18 protein-coding genes and 1 pseudogene are annotated in these 17,523 nt (G+C 55.6%); 5 read left to right on the top strand and 14 right to left on the bottom strand.

All coding sequences use genetic code 11. The annotated features are described in order from the left end of the window. The first annotated feature begins 15 nt into the window (after window positions 1-15). On the top strand, window positions 16-1,521 hold the full coding sequence (locus NCN06_RS03565) for a UDP-N-acetylmuramoyl-L-alanyl-D-glutamate--2,6-diaminopimelate ligase (protein WP_226397912.1): 1,506 nt from the start codon (window positions 16-18) through the stop codon (window positions 1,519-1,521). A 19-nt stretch (window positions 1,522-1,540) separates the two neighbouring features. Here the strand turns inward: NCN06_RS03565 and NCN06_RS03560 are convergent, their stop codons facing one another. The 4 genes from NCN06_RS03560 to NCN06_RS03545 form a co-directional block, all read right to left on the bottom strand. Continuing rightward, window positions 1,541-2,707: an aminotransferase class V-fold PLP-dependent enzyme gene (locus tag NCN06_RS03560; protein WP_226397911.1), complete on the bottom strand. Its 1,167-nt coding sequence runs from the start codon at window positions 2,705-2,707 to the stop codon at window positions 1,541-1,543. A 413-nt stretch (window positions 2,708-3,120) separates the two neighbouring features. After that, entirely contained in the window at window positions 3,121-3,354 is a 234-nt protein-coding gene (locus NCN06_RS03555; RefSeq protein WP_250398683.1) for a hypothetical protein, read from the bottom strand. A 114-nt stretch (window positions 3,355-3,468) separates the two neighbouring features. Next, window positions 3,469-4,164, bottom strand: a complete 696-nt coding sequence (locus NCN06_RS03550) for a GAF domain-containing protein (RefSeq protein ID WP_115095181.1) — start codon at window positions 4,162-4,164, stop codon at window positions 3,469-3,471. Window positions 4,165-4,209: 45 nt separating this feature from the next. Next, window positions 4,210-4,455, bottom strand: coding sequence for a hypothetical protein (locus NCN06_RS03545; protein ID WP_226397927.1), 246 nt, complete (start codon window positions 4,453-4,455; stop codon window positions 4,210-4,212). Between NCN06_RS03545 and NCN06_RS03540 the strand changes: the two are divergent. Next, window positions 4,351-4,957 (top strand): annotated as a pseudogene (locus tag NCN06_RS03540) (DUF4079 domain-containing protein). The gene NCN06_RS03545 and the pseudogene NCN06_RS03540 sit on opposite strands and share 105 nt — an antisense overlap. A 59-nt stretch (window positions 4,958-5,016) precedes the next feature. Here the strand turns inward: NCN06_RS03540 and NCN06_RS03535 are convergent. Beyond that, on the bottom strand, window positions 5,017-5,871 hold the full coding sequence (locus NCN06_RS03535; protein ID WP_226397910.1) for a hypothetical protein: 855 nt from the start codon (window positions 5,869-5,871) through the stop codon (window positions 5,017-5,019). Window positions 5,872-5,921: 50 nt separating this feature from the next. Continuing rightward, complete coding sequence (locus NCN06_RS03530; RefSeq protein WP_011128549.1) at window positions 5,922-6,167, bottom strand: NifU family protein; 246 nt, start codon at window positions 6,165-6,167, stop codon at window positions 5,922-5,924. An 80-nt stretch (window positions 6,168-6,247) separates the two neighbouring features. Here NCN06_RS03530 and NCN06_RS03525 point away from each other — a divergent pair, with 80 nt between their 5' ends. Continuing rightward, window positions 6,248-7,756 (top strand): malate:quinone oxidoreductase, encoded by a 1,509-nt coding sequence (locus NCN06_RS03525; protein WP_226397925.1) that lies wholly within the window; start codon window positions 6,248-6,250, stop codon window positions 7,754-7,756. 3 nt (window positions 7,757-7,759) lie between these two features. Here the strand turns inward: NCN06_RS03525 and NCN06_RS03520 are convergent, their stop codons facing one another. Next, the gene (locus NCN06_RS03520; protein WP_226397909.1) at window positions 7,760-8,080 is read right to left on the bottom strand and encodes a DMT family transporter; all 321 of its coding nucleotides are present in this window, start codon (window positions 8,078-8,080) and stop codon (window positions 7,760-7,762) included. Between the two features lie 71 nt (window positions 8,081-8,151). Here NCN06_RS03520 and lepA point away from each other — a divergent pair, with 71 nt between their 5' ends. Continuing rightward, window positions 8,152-9,960 (top strand): translation elongation factor 4, encoded by a 1,809-nt coding sequence (gene lepA / locus NCN06_RS03515; RefSeq protein WP_226397908.1) that lies wholly within the window; start codon window positions 8,152-8,154, stop codon window positions 9,958-9,960. A 36-nt stretch (window positions 9,961-9,996) separates the two neighbouring features. On the opposite strand, the gene NCN06_RS03510 is transcribed toward lepA, so the two are convergent. The 6 genes from NCN06_RS03510 to NCN06_RS03485 all read right to left on the bottom strand — a co-directional run bounded on the left by NCN06_RS03510 (window position 9,997) and on the right by NCN06_RS03485 (window position 15,998). Next, window positions 9,997-11,625 (bottom strand): VWA domain-containing protein, encoded by a 1,629-nt coding sequence (locus NCN06_RS03510; RefSeq protein ID WP_250398682.1) that lies wholly within the window; start codon window positions 11,623-11,625, stop codon window positions 9,997-9,999. Between the two features lie 105 nt (window positions 11,626-11,730). Beyond that, window positions 11,731-12,474, bottom strand: coding sequence for a pilus assembly FimT family protein (locus NCN06_RS03505; protein WP_226397906.1), 744 nt, complete (start codon window positions 12,472-12,474; stop codon window positions 11,731-11,733). Beyond that, window positions 12,407-12,913: a hypothetical protein gene (locus NCN06_RS03500; protein ID WP_226397905.1), complete on the bottom strand. Its 507-nt coding sequence runs from the start codon at window positions 12,911-12,913 to the stop codon at window positions 12,407-12,409. Before NCN06_RS03500 ends, NCN06_RS03505 begins: the two co-directional genes overlap by 68 nt. A 191-nt stretch (window positions 12,914-13,104) precedes the next feature. Beyond that, the gene (locus NCN06_RS03495; RefSeq protein WP_226397904.1) at window positions 13,105-14,871 is read right to left on the bottom strand and encodes a hypothetical protein; all 1,767 of its coding nucleotides are present in this window, start codon (window positions 14,869-14,871) and stop codon (window positions 13,105-13,107) included. Window positions 14,872-14,874: 3 nt separating this feature from the next. After that, window positions 14,875-15,354, bottom strand: coding sequence for a type IV pilin protein (locus NCN06_RS03490; protein ID WP_226397903.1), 480 nt, complete (start codon window positions 15,352-15,354; stop codon window positions 14,875-14,877). Between the two features lie 89 nt (window positions 15,355-15,443). Beyond that, a complete protein-coding gene (locus tag NCN06_RS03485) occupies window positions 15,444-15,998 on the bottom strand; it encodes a type IV pilin protein (protein ID WP_250398681.1) in 555 nt (184 codons plus the stop codon). Window positions 15,999-16,074: 76 nt separating this feature from the next. On the opposite strand from NCN06_RS03485, the gene NCN06_RS03480 reads away from it, so the two are divergent. Beyond that, the gene (locus NCN06_RS03480; protein WP_250398680.1) at window positions 16,075-17,364 is read left to right on the top strand and encodes a sensor histidine kinase; all 1,290 of its coding nucleotides are present in this window, start codon (window positions 16,075-16,077) and stop codon (window positions 17,362-17,364) included. Here the strand turns inward: NCN06_RS03480 and NCN06_RS03475 are convergent. Next, a partial coding sequence (locus NCN06_RS03475) for a winged helix-turn-helix domain-containing protein (protein WP_250398679.1) occupies window positions 17,333-17,523 on the bottom strand: 191 nt, incomplete at its 5' end. The genes NCN06_RS03480 and NCN06_RS03475 overlap by 32 nt on opposite strands.

Raw genomic sequence — 17,523 nt, 5'->3', positions numbered from 1 at the left:
AACCGGGGAGAGGGGATGACTCAGGCGTTGCATGCCCTGTTGAGTGATGCAGGGATTGCGGTGCCGCAAGGCCTGGCCAATCCCACACTGGAAGCGATCACGACTGATTCACGCCGGGTTGGGCCGGGGAGTCTGTTTCTTGGGCTTCCAGGGGAGCAAGTCGATGGGGGGACGTTCTGGGCCCAAGCACTCGAGGCAGGTGCTGCCGCCGCGGTCATCGGACCTGGGGCTGCTGCAGCGCACCCTCCTGGAGCTGATGACCCTGTGGTGGTGATTGAAGAGCCGGTGGCGCGCCGGATCGGTGAGATTGCCGCTGCGTACTGGGATAACCCTTGCCGCCGGATGACCTTGATTGGTGTGACGGGCACCAATGGCAAAACGACCACGACCCATTTGATTGAGCATCTGGCCGCCTCGGCGGGCCAGCCCGTGGGCTTGTTCGGCACCTTGGTCAACCGCTGGCCCGGTCACAGCATCACGGCCACCCACACCACGGCATTTGCCGACCGTCTGCAGGGGCAACTCGCGGAGGCCGCATCTGCCGGCTGCGGCCTGGCCGCGATGGAAGTGAGTTCCCATGCCCTGGCGCAGCAGCGGGTGGCGGGCTGCCGCTTTGGCGGTGCCGTGTTCACCAACCTCACGCAGGACCACCTCGACTATCACGCCTCGATGGAGGACTACTTCGAGGCCAAGGCAACGCTTTTTGCCGATCCTTTGTTGCTCGATGGTGGGGGGCGCGCTGTCGTTAATAGCGATGATCCCTGGGGTGCGCGCTTGGCCGAACGCCTGGGCTCCGCTTGTTGGCGCAGCTCGCTGGAGGATCCATCGGCTGAACTGCACATGACCGACCTGCAGATGACGGGGGCTGGCGTGGAGGGACGCTTGATCAGCCCTGTGGGAGAGGGACGCTTCCGCTCGCCCCTGCTGGGACGCTTCAACCTGATGAACCTGCTTCAGGCGGTTGGGGTGCTGCTTCAGCAGCGGTTGCCCTTGCCGGTGTTGCTGGAGGCCATCGGCCGTTTCGGCGGTGTGCCTGGACGGATGGAGCGGGTGATCGTGGACGGGGTGAACGATGAAGTGCTGCCGCCGGTGTTGGTGGATTACGCCCATACCCCGGATGGCTTGGACAACGCTCTTTCAGCAGCACGTCCCTTCTGCACCGGCCGGCTGATCTGTGTGTTCGGTTGTGGTGGTGACCGGGATCGGGGCAAGCGTCCCCAAATGGCCGCGATTGCAGCCCGCCTGGCTGACCGCGTGGTGGTCACCTCCGACAACCCGCGAACGGAGGATCCTCAGCAGATCCTCGATGACGTGGTGGCGGGGATTCCGGACGGAATCGATCTCCTTGTGGAGGGCGATCGGGCCAGTGCGATCGCCTCAGCCATTGCAGAGGCTGAGGCCGATGATCTGGTGCTGGTGGCCGGCAAGGGGCACGAGGACTACCAGATTCTCGGCACCGAGAAGGTGCACTTTGACGACCGCGAGGAAGCGGAACAAGCCCTGCGCCAGAAGTTGCTCTGAAGCGGTTGCTGTGAAGCGATCAAAGGGCGCTGATCGCTGCCACCAGGGTGTTGATGTCGTCTGTTGTTGTACTGATGTGGGTGCAGGCGCGTAGGCAACTGGGGTCGGCTAAATCGCGAATCCAAAGCCCTTGGCCCCCCAACTGCTTCACATGCTCAGCGGGGGATACGTCGCCGTTGATCTGGAAGCTCACCAGTCCGCTGGCGGGCGCCGTTTCCAGCAGGGGTGTGACGTGGTTTAGCCCTTGGAGTGCCTGCCAGAGGTTTCCGCTGAGTTTTCGAATGCTGTCCCAGCGTTGGTCGGCTGACCCCTGTCGTTCCAGCAGTTCAAGGGAGCAGCGCAGGCCAGCCATCAGGGGCACGCAGCTGGTGGCCACTTCAAAGCGGCGGCTGTCGTGGTGAAACAGATCGCTGCCGTTCAGATCAGCCTTGCTTTCATCGCGCAGGCTGCGCCAGCCGATCACGGTCGGAGCGGCCTCGGCTACCACACGTTCTGAAAGTGCCACGCCTCCCAGGCCTTCGGGCCCGCAGGCCCACTTGTGCCCGGTGAAGGCATAGATATCGGCTGCGGCAGCAGCTTCTTCGACGGGAATCTGCCCGAAGCTTTGGGCGGCATCCACCAACAGAAAGGGTTGTTGTGGGTGTTGGTTGAGCTGTTCGGCGACGGCGGCAATCGGCATCACCTGTCCCGTGTTCCAGAGCAAATGGCTCAGCACCACCAGCCGGGTGCGAGGGGTGAGGGCGTGTGCAATCGCCTCAATCACGGCTGCATCGCAGTGGGCCTGATCACCACGCAGATGCTTCACCTTCAGCAGGTCAATGGCGAGGTTCTGGCGCCTGGCCAACTCAACGCAGGCGCTGACCACACCTGGGTGTTCGCAGTCGCTGATCAGCAGTCGGTCGTCTTCAGCGAAGGGCAGACCCCACAGCGGCAGCACGCAGCCGCTGGTGACGTTCTCGGTGAGGGCCAACCGATGGGCAGGGACGCCGCAGCACTGGGCCAGAAGGCGTCGGGTGCTGTTGACCTCCGAGGCGATGAAGGGCCAAACATCCGCTGTGAATGGCCCCAACTCCTGAATGCGTAACCAGCTCGCCGTGATGGCTTCCAGAGATGGGCTGGGCAACGGCCCCTGGCCGCCGTAGTTGAAGTACGTCTTGTTCTGCAGGGCAGGGCAGAGGTCGCGCATGGTTACGGCACTGACGAGAGCCGAAGGATGGGTGCCACCACGTTGGCAAGACCATCGGGTCGTAGCCAGGCGATAGACGCTGAGCCTGCTGCGTGATCGTGTCAGGGCTGGGTCAATGAATTCAGCACCACTTTTTTCGGAATTTTTTTTCCGCTGTTCGTTCCATCTGCCATCCAGACCAGCGTCGCCATTCGATCTCAGCTGCCGTCAGGCATTGATCGGCGAGCGATTCTTTTTGGTTCTTGGGTATGGCAAATCGGATGGGGCAAGCAGGACCAGCGTTCAACTCAATCTCCCGACATGAACCAACCCTGTCTTGCAGGTTGGTTACGTGATGGTTCTGTTTGATACCGAACGCAATCGATCAGTATTTCAACTCAGTTTGCATCGCAATCTTGTGGGCCTGGAAAGCTTCAGCTGGCCTTGAGGTACACCTTGCGACCTTTGGCGTCCACTTTGTATCGACCACCCCGAGGGCCGATGTGAATCACATCTTTTAGCAATGTGTTGATTGGGGTCGGTGGTTCCAAGCGTTCTGCTTCGACCACTGGAGATGCGGAAATATCTGAGGTCTGCGTTTGCAGGTGTGGCGCAGCTTTGAAAATATTGAGCCCGAGCTTGCGATACAGAAAATCTGCAATTCGCATAACGCATCACCAGAACTTCAAGTTTATTTTCCGGTGATGTCAAGTGTTCGTGGTGTTGCTTCTCTCAATCACACATCTTCAATGGGTTCAACCGTGCCTGTTCAAGGAATCGAGTCAGCTCGTTGGGACGTCTGGGAAGTGCTCGTTCATGCACTCGGGGCAGATGCCATGGCTGAAATTCAGTGTGCTGTGCTGCATCAGGAACCGTTCGATCGGTTGCCAGAATCCTTCGCTGTCGCGGATGGATTTGCAGTAGCTGCAGGTGGTGATCAAGCCCTGATGGTGATGCATCTGGCAGAACTCATCCATCAGGGCCAGTGAGCGGCGCCTGAGTTCCAAAAGAGTGGTGGCCTGATCAGCCAGGCCTTCCATCACCTTGTATTGCGAATTGGTGAGTGATTTGGGAATGCGATCAATCACGCAAAGCGTTCCGATGCGGTGATTGATATCGGTTTTGAGGGGGAATCCTGCGTAGAGGCGGATGTGGGGTTCTTCCTGAACGAGGGGGTTGTCGCGGAATTTCTCGTGAAACAGTGCGTCCTCAACAACTAGCGGTTTGGAATCGAGAATCGTATGGGCGCAAAAGGAGATGTCCCGGTCTGTTTCACTGGCTTCAAGTCCCACCTTTGATTTGAACCACTGACGTTTTTCGTCCACCAGAGAGATCAGGGCAATCGGCGACTGGCAAATCTCTGAGGCCATTCTGGTGATGTTGTCAAACGCCTTTTCAGGCTTTGTTCCCAGAATTCGATATTCACTGAGTGATCTCAGCCTGGCTGCTTCGTTGATCGGCTTGGGTGCTGTCCGCATTGGTTCAGCTCGCTAGGCATGCCTGTGGTCTAAGGCATTCATTTTTTATTTTCTGTAAATATGCAGTGCGATACTTTGCGCTTTGTTGATTTTAATTTGATCGATTAATTTAATTCGCAGGGCGGCCACTTGAGGCATCAAGGCTGCTGGCCATGCTTGACCGTTGAAGGGCATGGACTCCGACATATGACGACAACCGATTGGCTCTGGATTCTCCATCCCGCCTTGGCGGTTGTTCTGATGTAGCCCTTGATTGGAATGGTGGTGCGTCTGGCTTGGCAGACGCGTCAACGTCGTGTCGCACAGGTGAAGCACCCACCCTCGTGGGACGCAATCACAGTGATCTGGGCCGTTGGCCGGCGGTGCTGGTCGAGCCTCCCAGCTGCTTATCGTGCTTCTGGGGATGGGGGCGAGCCTCGTTGCCCTTTGGCGAAGTAAGGCGGCCGCTCTACGCCTCAGTTTCAATCTGATCTCCTGGATCGGTGTTTTGACCCTCGGAGCGCAGCCTGAGGTTTGGTGTCTGTCGGACGACCCCCTGTCGCCGGCGTTCTGGCAGTCCCATGACTGGGCTGGTGTTGCGGTTAGAGGACTGATGCTGTTCTCCTTAGCGGCTCGGCCTGAGATCCTGCGAGACCTCCGCCTCCGCCGTTTGCATGTCATGGCGTCAGTGCTGGGGGCCGTGTTGTTTTTCATGCAGGGTGTGACTGGCACGCGGGATCTGCTGGAGATTCCGCTGAGCTGGCAAAAAACAGCGTTGTACGGGTGCGATTTCGTTCTACGGAGCTGTCCGTAGAGCGTGATGAACGTCCAGCAACAAGACAGAAGCCTTGCTTGGAACTGGAACTCCAATGTTTATTGGCCGATTTGCTGCTGAAGGCTCTCAATCAAGGCCAGCATGGCCGGTTCATTGGCATGTTGCGCCAACACCACCAGGTGTTCGGTGTAGATGTACGGCTCGAAGTTTTGATCCACTAGCCAGGGCAGTGGTTGAGCTACTCGCATCTCTGGGGTGAGATAAGCCATCTGGAAGCTTTGTCCCGAATGCCTTGACGGCCGCAGGGCCATGGTTTTGTGCCGCTCTGGCTGGTTGATCGTGAGCAACTCTTCAAACCACTCTTGGGAGCGCTCGCGACAACTGGCGGGGAGGAAGGGCATCAGCTTCAGCTGAAGATTGCCCCTTTCCAGGCTCCATTGGAAAAGATCCGCGAGGTCGCCTTCGCTCTGATTGTTCTGGTTCAGAAGGGTTAGCTCGATCGGGCGGTTGTGCAGCTTGAGGATGAAGAGATCGTCGCGATCGTCGGGAATCTGCGTCGGCGTGGCCAGACAGGCGTCCAGGACGTGTTCTCTCAACAGCGTCACGGGATCTGTGCAGTTAAGGTCCACTCGCTGCGGGTTCATTGTCCAGCCCTCGGGTGGAACAACGCCGGGACTGTTCTGAAGCCAGAAGGGAGCCTGGAGGCGAAGACCTAGCCGGCGTTTGAGGCGAGCCATCTGGTGCACCTGGCGTTCCAGATCCAGAAGCTGAAGGTCGCCTGACACCTCCAACTCACGCTTGGTGCGTTTCAGCTCGATTCCGAATTGACGCAGAACCTTGTGGTGGCGCCGAGAAATCGTGCTCTGGTTCGAGAACTCAACTTCCGCTGCTCGCTCTGTTGAGCCCAGCCATAGGGTCAAATCGAGTGCTGCGAGTTGTTCCTCGGTGACCATTCAGCCGACTTGACCTCTTCAAATTTATTCGGCTTTCACCGAAATGCTTCTCAGAGCACTTGCACCACTTCGCTCACTTCAGGAATCGATTCGCGCATCTTGCGTTCAATGCCCATCTTCAGGGTCATCGTGCTGCTGGGGCAGCTGCCGCAGGCTCCCTGCAGACGCACCTTCACGATCGGGCCATCCAGTTCCACCACTTCAACGTTGCCGCCGTCGGCCATCAGGAAAGGGCGCAGTTCATCCAGCACCTTCTCCACGTTCTCCAGCGTGAGGGCCATGGTTTCAGTGCTCATTGGGATGAACCAGACATCAGGGTCCCAAGGTTACGGAGTGGCCCCATAGGGTGACGAGAGCGGTTAACCCTCCAGCTCCGGTGCAGCACGACGGTTCGTTCAACCCAGAGGCTCGTTACGACGCCGTGCTGGTGGGTGCCGGAATCATGAGCGCCACGCTGGCGGCCTTGCTGCACGAACTGGATCCGCAGCTGCAGATTCTTCTTGTCGAGCGGCTCGAAGCCCCTGCATTGGAAAGCAGCGCAGCGGTGAACAACGCTGGCACCGGCCATGCCGCCAACTGCGAACTCAATTACACCCCTCTCCAGGCGGATGGCAGCGTCGCCACCGCTAAAGCGGTGGCCATCAATGCGTCGTTTGAACGAAGCCTGGAGTTCTGGGGGTCGCTGCGGGAGCGGGGCGAGCTCGACACCGGCAGCTTTCTGCAGCAAGCAGCTCACATCAGCGCGGTGTGGACGCCAGAAAACATCGCTTTTCTGCGTCAGCGTTTCAGCCAATTGAAGGAGCTGCCGGCCTTTTCGCGGATGCGCTGGAGCGAGGAGCAAAGCGAGCTCACCGAATGGATGCCCCTGGTGATGGCGGGGCGTGATCTCAAGCAGCCGGTGGCGGCGACGCGGATTGATCGGGGTACCGACGTTGATTTCGGCACCCTCACCCGGGCCTATCTGATGCCGCTTCAGCAGAGCGGAGCACTCACTGTTGTGTACGGCACCCAGGTGCAAGACCTCAAGCGCTTGCGCCGCAGCGACATGACCGAAGCCGACTGGCGCGTGGTGCTGAAGGGGCCCTCCGGCAAGAAGGAGGTGCGGGCTCCCTTTGTCTTCCTCGGTGCCGGTGGTGGAGCCCTGCCGCTGCTGCAACGTTCTGGGATTCCGGAGGCGGCCGATTTTGCTGGCTTCCCGGTGAGTGGCCTCTGGTTGGTCTGCGGCGATGCGCAGCTGGCCGACCGGCAACGCGCCAAGGTGTACGGCAAGGCAGCGGTGGGTGCCCCGCCGATGTCGGTGCCCCACCTCGACACCCGCTGGATCGATGGCAAGCGGTCGCTGTTGTTTGGCCCCTTTGCCGGTTTCAGCAGCAAGTTCCTCAAGCAGGGTTCCTTGCTGGATCTGCCCGCCTCCGTTCGCGCCACCAATCTGGTGCCGATGCTGCAAGTGGGCGCCACCAATTTCGAACTGGTGCAATACCTGATCAATCAGCTGCGCCAGAGTCCTGCCGAGCGGCATGAGGCCCTGCAGCAGTTCATGCCCACCGCCCGCGCTGAAGATTGGACCCTTTCGGTGGCCGGTCAGCGGGTGCAGATCATCAAACGCAGCAAGCAGGGCGGTCGGCTGCAGCTGGGGACGGAGGTGGTCGCCTCCGGTGATGGCTCCCTGGCGGCGTTGTTGGGGGCCTCCCCGGGAGCGAGCACGGCGGTGACGATCATGTTGGAGGTGCTGAAGCGCTGCTTCAAGCAACGCCTCGACAGCGACGCCTGGCAGCAGCGGCTGCAAGCACTGTTGCCCAGCATCAATGAAGACCCTCAGCAGGATCCGCAGGTGCTGCAGCGGATGCGGGAGCGCAGCGATAACTTGCTGGGACTCACCCCATGAAGCTCATTTCGACAGATTCACCAAGACCACCCCGGCGGTGATCAGGCCGATGCCGATCAACTGGGTGGGCTGCAGCATCTGGCTGTAGGCGAAGCGCCCCACCAGCACGATCACCACGGTGCCGATGCCGCTCCAGAGGGCATAGGTGATGCCCAAGGGAATGCTCAGCACCACCTTGGAGAGCAGGGCCATGGCGATGGCATAGGCGCTGAACACCAGCAGGGTGGGCAGCGGTCGAGTCATGCCTTCCGACAACCGCAGGCAGGAGGTGCCAATCACCTCAGCGCTGATCGCCAGCAGCAGCAGGGTCCAGGGATTGCTCATGACCACTGGTGCGGCTCCTTAGGATTGTGACAACGACGATCACTGGACCCGAGACGGGATTCCGCCGCTGCATGACCGACGCCCCCGTCTCACGGATCCGCAACTTCTGCATCATTGCCCACATCGACCACGGCAAGTCGACCCTGGCCGACCGGTTGCTGCAAGACACGGGCACCGTGGCCAACAGGGATATGCAGGAGCAGTTCCTGGACAACATGGATCTGGAACGGGAGCGGGGCATCACGATCAAGCTCCAGGCCGCCCGGATGAATTACACCGCGGCTGATGGCGAGGAGTACGTCCTCAACTTGATCGACACCCCGGGTCACGTCGACTTCTCCTATGAGGTGAGCCGCAGCCTGCAGGCCTGTGAAGGCGCGTTGTTGGTGGTGGACGCCAGCCAGGGTGTGGAGGCCCAGACCCTGGCCAACGTGTATCTGGCGCTGGACAACGATCTCGAGATCATCCCGGTGCTCAACAAGATCGATCTGCCCGGGGCCGATCCCGATCGGATCAAGGAAGAGGTCGAGGCGATCATCGGACTCGATTGCAGCAACGCCATTTCCTGCTCGGCCAAGACCGGTTTGGGTGTGCCCGAGATCCTGCAGGCCGTGGTCGACCGGGTGCCCCCGCCGAAGGATGCGGTGGAGGAACCCACCAAGGCACTGATCTTCGACTCGTATTACGACCCTTACCGGGGCGTGATCGTTTATTTCCGGGTGATGAGCGGCCGGATCAACTGCAAAGACAGAGTGCTGTTGATGGCCAGCAAGAAGACCTATGAGCTCGATGAGATCGGGATCATGGCGCCTGATCAGAAGAAGGTGGATGAGCTCCACGCCGGTGAGGTGGGTTATCTGGCGGCCTCGATCAAGGCCGTGGCCGATGCGAGGGTCGGCGACACGATCACCCTGGTGAATGCGCCGGCGGATGAGGCTTTACCCGGATACACCGAGGCCAAGCCAATGGTGTTTTGCGGCCTGTTCCCCACGGAGGCTGATCAGTACCCAGACCTGCGTGATGCTCTCGACAAGCTGCAGCTGTCTGATGCGGCGCTGAAGTACGAGCCGGAAACCAGCAGTGCAATGGGCTTCGGTTTTCGCTGCGGCTTCCTTGGCCTGCTGCACATGGAGATCGTGCAGGAGCGGCTGGAGCGCGAATACGACCTCGATCTGATCGTCACCGCGCCATCGGTGATCTACAAGGTGAACATGATCGATGGCTCAGAGGTGATGGTGGACAACCCCGCCACACTTCCCGATCCGCAAAAGCGTGAGTCGATCGAAGAGCCCTACGTGAAGATGGAGATCTATGCACCGAATGAATACAACGGTGCCTTGATGGGCCTCTGCCAGGAACGGCGCGGTGAGTACATCGATATGAAATACATCACCACCGATCGGGTGACATTGATCTACGAGTTACCGCTGGCGGAAGTGGTGACCGACTTCTTCGATCAGATGAAGACGCGCACCCAGGGCTATGCCTCGATGGAATACAGCCTGATCGGGTACCGCAAGAACCAGTTAGTGCGCCTGGATGTGTTGATCAATGGCGAGCGGGCCGATGCTCTCACCACGATCGTCCATCAAGACAAGGCCTACAACGTGGGCAAGGCCTTGGTGGAGAAACTCAAGGAACTGATTCCTCGCCAGCAGTTCAAGATCCCCATTCAGGCGTCCATTGGCAGCAGGATCATTGCCTCCACCAGCATCAGCGCCATCCGCAAAGATGTGTTGGCCAAGTGTTATGGCGGTGACATCTCCAGGAAGAAGAAACTGTTGAAGAAACAAGCCAAAGGCAAGAAGCGGATGAAGGCCATGGGCAAGGTGGATGTGCCGCAGGAGGCCTTCATGGCGGTGCTGAAGCTGAACGATTGAGGAGGGAACTAAGCCCTCCCTCCATGTGATAAAGGGTCAAAGGTCTTCGACCTTGATGTATGAACCAGAAGTTTTACTCGAGAGGAGTTGCATCCATGTGGAATCAAGTCCCACACTTGTGGAATTGATTTTGATGGATCGATTCCCATTGGTCACCCGGGTGGCATTCAATCCGGCGTAGTAATCAGCAACCGTCTCGTAATCGTCGCTTCTCCAGGAACCAGAGTTTTGGTCGTAGTTGGGTTTTCCGTCAGAGAGGAAGTACACAGTATCGGTGATTCCGTCTCCAAAGGCTTCATCCAGGGTGTCCCATGGCATGGTGCCGCCCCAATAGCGCGGGTCACCGCTGCTCAAGCTGAGAACAAAATCAATTGCAGATTGCCGCGTGTCTGAATTTTCAGGACCAAGTTCTACCAAGTTGCTTTTACTAAGAGTCCATGTTTTGTTGTTGCGTCGGCCATCCGTGCTGAAGGCAGCAAGACCCATTTTTGTGGCATCCGGCAGGTTTTGAATGATGTCAATCATTTCGTGCTGCAGGGCTTCCATCCGGGTGAAGCTGCACACGCGCGAGGTTCTGATGTAGCCCCGCTCTGGGTCATAGAAGCGACGTCGCGTGTTTCCGTATTCACCACTCCAGGCCACGCAAGCACTCATGGAGCCTGACCCGTCAAGGATAAAGCGGACATTGCGACTGGTGATGTTCTGGAAGAATGCTCCTCCGCTATAGCCCTCCCCTTGGTTCCCATTGGTGTCGTTAAACCCATAACGCACCCGCTTATCGGCGCGTGCAAAAGCGGCAAAGTGAAGATCTTGTTTGGTTTGTGACTTAACCTCAGATGTTCTTTCGAGATAGCTGGCGCTTATTTGGTATGGGTCGTCATTTTTGGTGTCATCAAGGATGTATGGATCAATAAATTTAACCAGCTTGGTGTTGATATCGGTCTGCACCCGAATAGCCGGTTGTTGGAAGGTGCGTGCTGGTGTTTTGCCTTGTGTGAAGGAAAAATCGGATTGTTGAAGAACATCCGCGAGTGGTTGTCCCGTTGGACAACCTTCATACTCCGCTAGATCATTCACCTTGCAGGGGATTGTCCCAATATCATCAAGAACGCGACTCACGAACATTTTTGATTGATAGTTTTCGTTTCCATCGGAGCCGGTCGTATCGCTGGATGCTGACTTGCTCCCGAGGTAGCTTCCATCCATATTGAGCGGCGCACCGCACCTCATTAACGAATAGCCATGTTTGTTGCTACTTAGACTGACGCCATAGATCACAGGGTCATCGAGTTCAACCATATTGATCCCAAAAATCGGTTTAAATCCCTGGCTACCGGCTTTTGTTTGGCAGAGGCTGACCACTTCGCTGTGGTTGCTGATCAAATCTGTTTCAGGGTCATCCTGTTCGGATGGATTTGTACGTGTCACCAAGAGATTCATGCTGCGCTCCACCTCAGAACGCATCAGGCGGAGGCCGTTGGTGGTGTTTTGCCGCAATGTTGCTTTGCCTTGGCTTTCTGAAATCAATGTCTGGGTTGTTCGCAGTGCTACCGACGATGCACCCATGATCATGGTTCCAGCGACGACACCCACCATCAATTCAGGAAGTGTGAATCCGTCGAATTTGACTCGGCAAGGTTTTGCTTGAAGCGGGAAGTAACGCATCGTGCTGCCCCACAAGATGGATCTTTCATTTCAATGTTGCATGTATCGATGCTTTATTGATGGATAACTGCTGAAGGTGTTCTGAGAAAATGATGATGATTGCTATCACGTCGCTTGGCAGCGGCCATTGCTAATTTCCGAAGCTCCTGCTTGCTTGACCCAGCGCCCTTGTTCAATTGCACCGGTCCCATCAATCTGGACGCAGCGGATGCTTAATCTGTTTTGGCCCGTAATGCAATTTGTTGAGTTAGTTGCTGATATGGCTCGCTCATGGCAGACGAGAAACGTCAGCGTGCCAGCCTCAGCTGTGGTGCCTGGTGGTGTGAAGCCAAAGTCTTGTGTGCTTACGGCGATGCGCACATTGTCAGATTCAGGCGTTGATTCTTTTGGCACTAACCGTAAATTATCGAGTTGTCGTCCTGTGATATCACTCAGTTGGTAGCCAGGATGCCCCGATTCACAGTCTGGGTCATTCGTTAGAGCACTGATTTCTGAATCGCAGCAACTAAAGCTAGTTGTGCTCACACCTTGGCTGAATTCTGTGATTTTCTTTGGCTCTAGAAACTTATATTTTTCTGGAAAGGTTATTGAGCAACTTGTTTTTCTGGACCCCAGCTTCGCACGCAAGCTGTAGAGTCCTGTCTCCAGTTGTGTGGCATAGCGATCTACATCTACTTTCCAACGGTTTCGTGTGATTACTGGGACAGTAACAGCCATAGATATGGTGAGGATGGCAAAAGCGACGATAATTTCAACGATGCTGAAGCCTTTTTGACTGTGCTTATTGCAAGTCATAGCATTGAGATGAGAAATTGGGATTAAGTTCTGTAATGCGTTGTTCTTCTCCAATTGATGCCTCTGGTGCTTCAAAGCTGTACGTTATGGTGAGTAAGTATGGATTGCTATCGTTCCAGTCCATGTTTACTTTTGGGTGCTCAATGATTCCAGCGACGTTATCTTTTTTAAGATGATTTTTTAAAAATGTGCTCGGTGAAATGCATGCTGTATCGAGGGCAGTGTTGAGGCCTGATTCGCTTGTGATCGCCTCTTTGGTTAGATAGGAATCCTGCATTTGTAGGAGCTGAATGTGGTCATTGATGGATGCTTCGATTTCACTTCTTGAGGATTGATTGCGGCCTGTTGCCATTGCAGAAACTCCCAAGCGGCCCACTGCAGTCATCACTGCAGCCACAACCACGCCGGCGATGAATGTTTCAACCAATGTAAATCCAGCTGATTGGGATCGTTGAGAGCCCTTGTTATGCAGTTGTAGATGGCGATGCTTCATGGTGGCTATGTGAGCCGCTTGCGCATCAGTAGATGTGTGGATCGCTTGAATGCAAGTTTTGGCTTGTTTTCTGTGTTCCTTTATTCTCTATTTTTTTCTTGCTCTTTAGATGTCAGAATGGCTAATTCAAGATGTGAATTGGGCTTGCTTTGACTGAGTTATCGCTGAGAAGATAATCGCAGCATCCAGCTTTACCAGCGCTCAAAGATGTCGAGGCTGGTCCCGCGGATGGCTCGAGTCACCATGCGCCCATAGCCAGGGTAGTTAAATCGCTCGCTCCACCCCCAGAGATCATTGGCTTTCTGAACAACGGAAATACCGTTCTGCTCTGTGGTGAGTGTGAAGCTTGATGCGGAATCATTCTCATCCAAAACGCAGATGCTGCTGGCCCATACCAAACCTGTCATTTCTGCGTTGCTTGGGCGCACGATCCCTGTTGGTAGATAAAGCAATGCATCGGGAAGTGTTGAACCCGAAAACACCACTGATTGTTCTGTTTGTGCGCATGCATTTGTGCTTGGTGCCGACCCAGCACTCGCAGTGATGATCAGTTGCTCAGGCTTTCCGTTGCAGCTGCTGCTGCCATTATTCACACCGCACAATTCAGCTGATCCACTCAGTGTGATCGCCTGGTTTAGGTAAAGATCAGTGGGGTAGCTCGCGGGTTGATCCAGGTGCAGAACGATGGCGCGTGTGTCTGATGTCTCAAAGTGCAATTCAGTTTTGTTTAGATTGACGTGATCGAGGTAAACATGACAATCAAACTGATTGCTGCTGTTGCAGAGAATGTTTTGGCTGAGTGTGATTGAGTTTGGATCGTTGCCTAGGTCGATCCCTTCTTCAGCCAAGGTGCGATAGTCATCTGCGCCCGTTTCGTCGGCATCCCTAACGCAGATGGGTTCTGCGCAAGGTAGTGGTGGATAGAGGATTGGGATGTCATTCTCATCGAGATCAAGCGCTCCATCTCCATCTCGGTCAGCAGGTGCGGGTTCGCTGTCGTCAAAACTCCAGATTCGGATTGTTTCTCCATCCGAATTTGATGTGGTGTCATTGACGCGATCAATTTCAAAAAGATTTGTTGGAGGTAATCCACCAACACCACGTTTTGTTTCATCAATATTGATGGGCCATATCCGGTTTTTGTTGTTTGGATTGGCTAAGGCTTGATTGGTCGTGCTTACATCATCAAGGAGGCTGTCAAAGCAGCCCGATGAATACTGGTTTGCCGAGTAATTGTCGGGTGATTTTGTTAGATAAAAAATATATCCAGGCCCATTGATCGAAGTGTCATTGAGACGTAGGTTGTGGCCGCTCATGACAGCCCAATCATCTGCTCCCGCGACGCGTGAGCTAATGAACAGTGCTCGTTTGAGGAGAGCTCTTGCGAGCAGCGTTTCCCCACGTTGAACAATCCCCTCCACATAAAAGCTACCTTCTCCGTTGCCTCCTGTTGCTGTGGTGTTGTAACTCCGCAACCGATAGCCAACTTGTATTGGTTCTGTGATTCCATCAGCTCTGATGTTTTCGGTATTGATCGGTACTATGTCTGCTTCGCCCTCAGTGCCTTGGGGATACGCGCCGATGAACCGTTCAACGGGTGTGCAAAGTTCCACCAATTGAGTGCCTGAAGAAGTTGCAGTTGCTGGCATATTGGGTGCACTCCAGCCCCATTGCTCTGAATCGTTGCGTAGCGTGAGTAGGAATCCTGTGTAATTTTCTCGCTCATCTTTGTTCAGATCACTGATGATGCGATTCAGGCCATTTAGAGCAGCTGATTCGGCTAGTTGGTTGTAACTTTCAGCCGCACCCAGTTTTCTGGCCATCATCTGCCGAATCATTAGGCCTGTAGCACCTGCGAGAAGAACGATGCCCATCAGCATGGCCATTACCATGGCCATGCCTTTTTCTGGTTCAGGAGGCCATTGTGATTTTTGGAGATTGATTGCTCTGTTTTTCATGCCTCAGGTGCAAACTACATTTTCTGCATTTGTTGCTCCATCCCCTTTATTCAGCTTGCTTGCGCCTGTGCTTGAGTTCAAGCAGGCTTTGATTGATCTGTTTTGGCAGCCGCTTAATGGTTCTGCTGTGATGCTGTAGGCCGCATCTATGGGCCCTGAAACCATGATCTCATGATATTTACTTGGTAGTACCCATTTTTTGGTGAATTCACCTGTCATTTCTCCTTCCTGTCCCATGATGGCGCTGATGCTGTTGAGGTCGTCCCAGTTGGATGGAAAAACCCCAGTTTCATCGATGTAGGCCGAAATGATGGCTTGCAGTGAACCAATGCTTGCTATTGCTTCTGATGATTTTGATCTACATGCTTGATTCAAGTAGCTAGGTATTGCAATTCCGCTCAGCATTCCAATGATGCTGACAGCAATCAATATTTCAGTGAGTGTAAAACCTGATGATGGTTGTTTTTTGAACATGCTTGTCATGGCTTGCTTCCAATAGTTGTTCTTCGGCTACATAGATACAAGCCCGATTTTTCGGGCTTGTATGCCTTTTGGTTTGTTTTCAGATCTTTTTAGACAGTTCCAGTTCCAGTTCCATTGCCTGAGCTAGATGTGCAGTCGGATGATGCAGCTGATCCGTCTGTTGTAGTTCCAATATCACGGACTCCTGTTTCATAGGCAACGCAGCCACTGGCTGCGTACTTTCCGTCTATCTCGCCTGCTCCTTCGACGGTTCCCGTATAAATCTTGTTGGCAAGTGTTAGATCAGCAAAATTGCAGTTCTCGGTGCCTGAGTTTGCTACCAATTGCTCTGCAAGTGTTGTTGCATCGGACTCTGAAAGCAAGGCTTCAGCTCCTACCTGAGATAAGATTGCGCCTAGCCTTGATGTGCATTCTGTAGCCTTGGCTTTTGAGGTTTGAGCCAAAAAGTTAGGCAGAGCGACCGATGATAGAACTCCAACAATCACAACCACGATCATCAGCTCCACGAGGGTGAAGCCCTTTTCGAGCAGATTGCGAGCTTTCTTGCGGTTGAGCAGGGTTAGCTGAAGCTTGGATTTGAGGGAAGACATTTTTAAAGGTTGTTGATTGTTGATGTGCACCTGTGGTGCCGACAACACAACCATGACTCGAACGGTTGGCTGGCAAAGAAGTCCTGGCTAAAGCTTCCCTAAGAACGCTCTTAGTTTTTCTCTCAGATTCGTGGCCCTGCGCTCTTTACCGTCTCTGCGGATCTGGTTGCAATCGACCTCGTTGCTTGCGGTGGTGGCGGGTTATTCCGCATTGCTTGCCTTTGGTTCTTCCTTGGCGGGGGCGGAGCGGTTGGAGCGCCATCAACGACTGGTGGAGCAGATCCGCAGTGGTCTGAGCACTGGAGCAATTTCGCTGCCTCTGCCCCAGGCCTTAGGGGTCCAAGCGGCCCTGGTGCCGGGTGAATCACGCAATGCATCACCAACTTTGAGTCTCATCGACGGGTCCTATTGGCTGACCAGCCGTAGCGCCTTGCCTTCCCTTGTTGCCAGCAGTGTGCTGTTGGAGGTGCGGCAGAACATCACCTCCTCAATTCAGAGCGAACGCCGGGATCAGCTGCTGTTGATTGCAGTGGCAGGGATGTCCCTTCTGCTGGTCTCGTTGTTGTTTCGCGTGGTTCTCTGGCGTGGCCTGATGAAACCACTTCAATCCCTGAGTGATGAACTTTCACGTCTCACTGCCGACTCCCTGGGGCAACAAAGCCTTGATCCGGTAGGGCAGTCGCGCGAGCTACAGCCCATCGTCGAGGCTTTTAATCAACTTCAATCTCGACTGGCTGAGGCATGGCAGCGGGAACGTCGCTTTGTCGATGGTGTTGCCCATGAATTGCGGACGCCGATCACCGTCATCTCCGGCCATGCCCAGAGCCTTCAAGTCGAGCTGCACGAGGCGAGCCAAGCCAAGCTCGCCCTGATTGGGGCTGAAGCAGAGCGCCTGGGGGAGCTGGTCACCGTGATGCTCGATCTAGCTCGTAGTGATGCTGGTCGACTCACACTTGAGCTGGAAAGTCTGGATCCCGAGCTCGTGTTGCTGGATGCCTACGAGCGGTTGCAAGCTTTGGCGCCGGATCGGCTGCGTTTGGCACCGCCGTTTGAAGCTGAGATGCCGAGGATTACGGCCGATGCTGAACGGCTGCAGCAGTGTCTCGCGGCTCTTGTCGACAATGCCTTGGCGTACTCCGCAGGCAAGGTGCAGCTTGCTGTGTCGGCCTCATCTGACGTTGTGACTCTGCATGTGCGCGATCAAGGCCCTGGCATCCCCGAGGGGGAAAGAGCTCAAGTTCTTGAGCGGTTTGTGCGCGGTAGCACCTCGATCGGCACCCGCGGTAGCGGCATCGGTCTGGCCACCGGCAAGCTGCTGATGGAAGCGATGCAAGGCGAGCTGCGGATCGGTGATGTCCCGGAGGGTGGGGCCGACCTGCAATTGCGCTTCAAGATTTTGGCTCCCCCACCCGCGCAATGAAGCCCACACCCCGCACGGTGTGCAGCAGTTGCGACTCCCCTTTGCCTTCTACTTTCTTGCGCAGGTACCCCATGTAGACGTCGAGGGTGTTGGGGTCGCCAACAAAGGGTGACCCCCACACGGCATCCAAAATCGTCTGGCGCGATTGCACCTCATCCG

Source organism: Synechococcus sp. MU1648 (genome assembly GCF_023630615.1).
In the GTDB taxonomy this organism is placed as follows: Bacteria; Cyanobacteriota; Cyanobacteriia; order PCC-6307; family Cyanobiaceae; genus Parasynechococcus.
The sequence above is the reverse complement of the archived record's forward strand: the minus strand, read 5'-3'. Positions and strand labels throughout refer to the sequence as shown.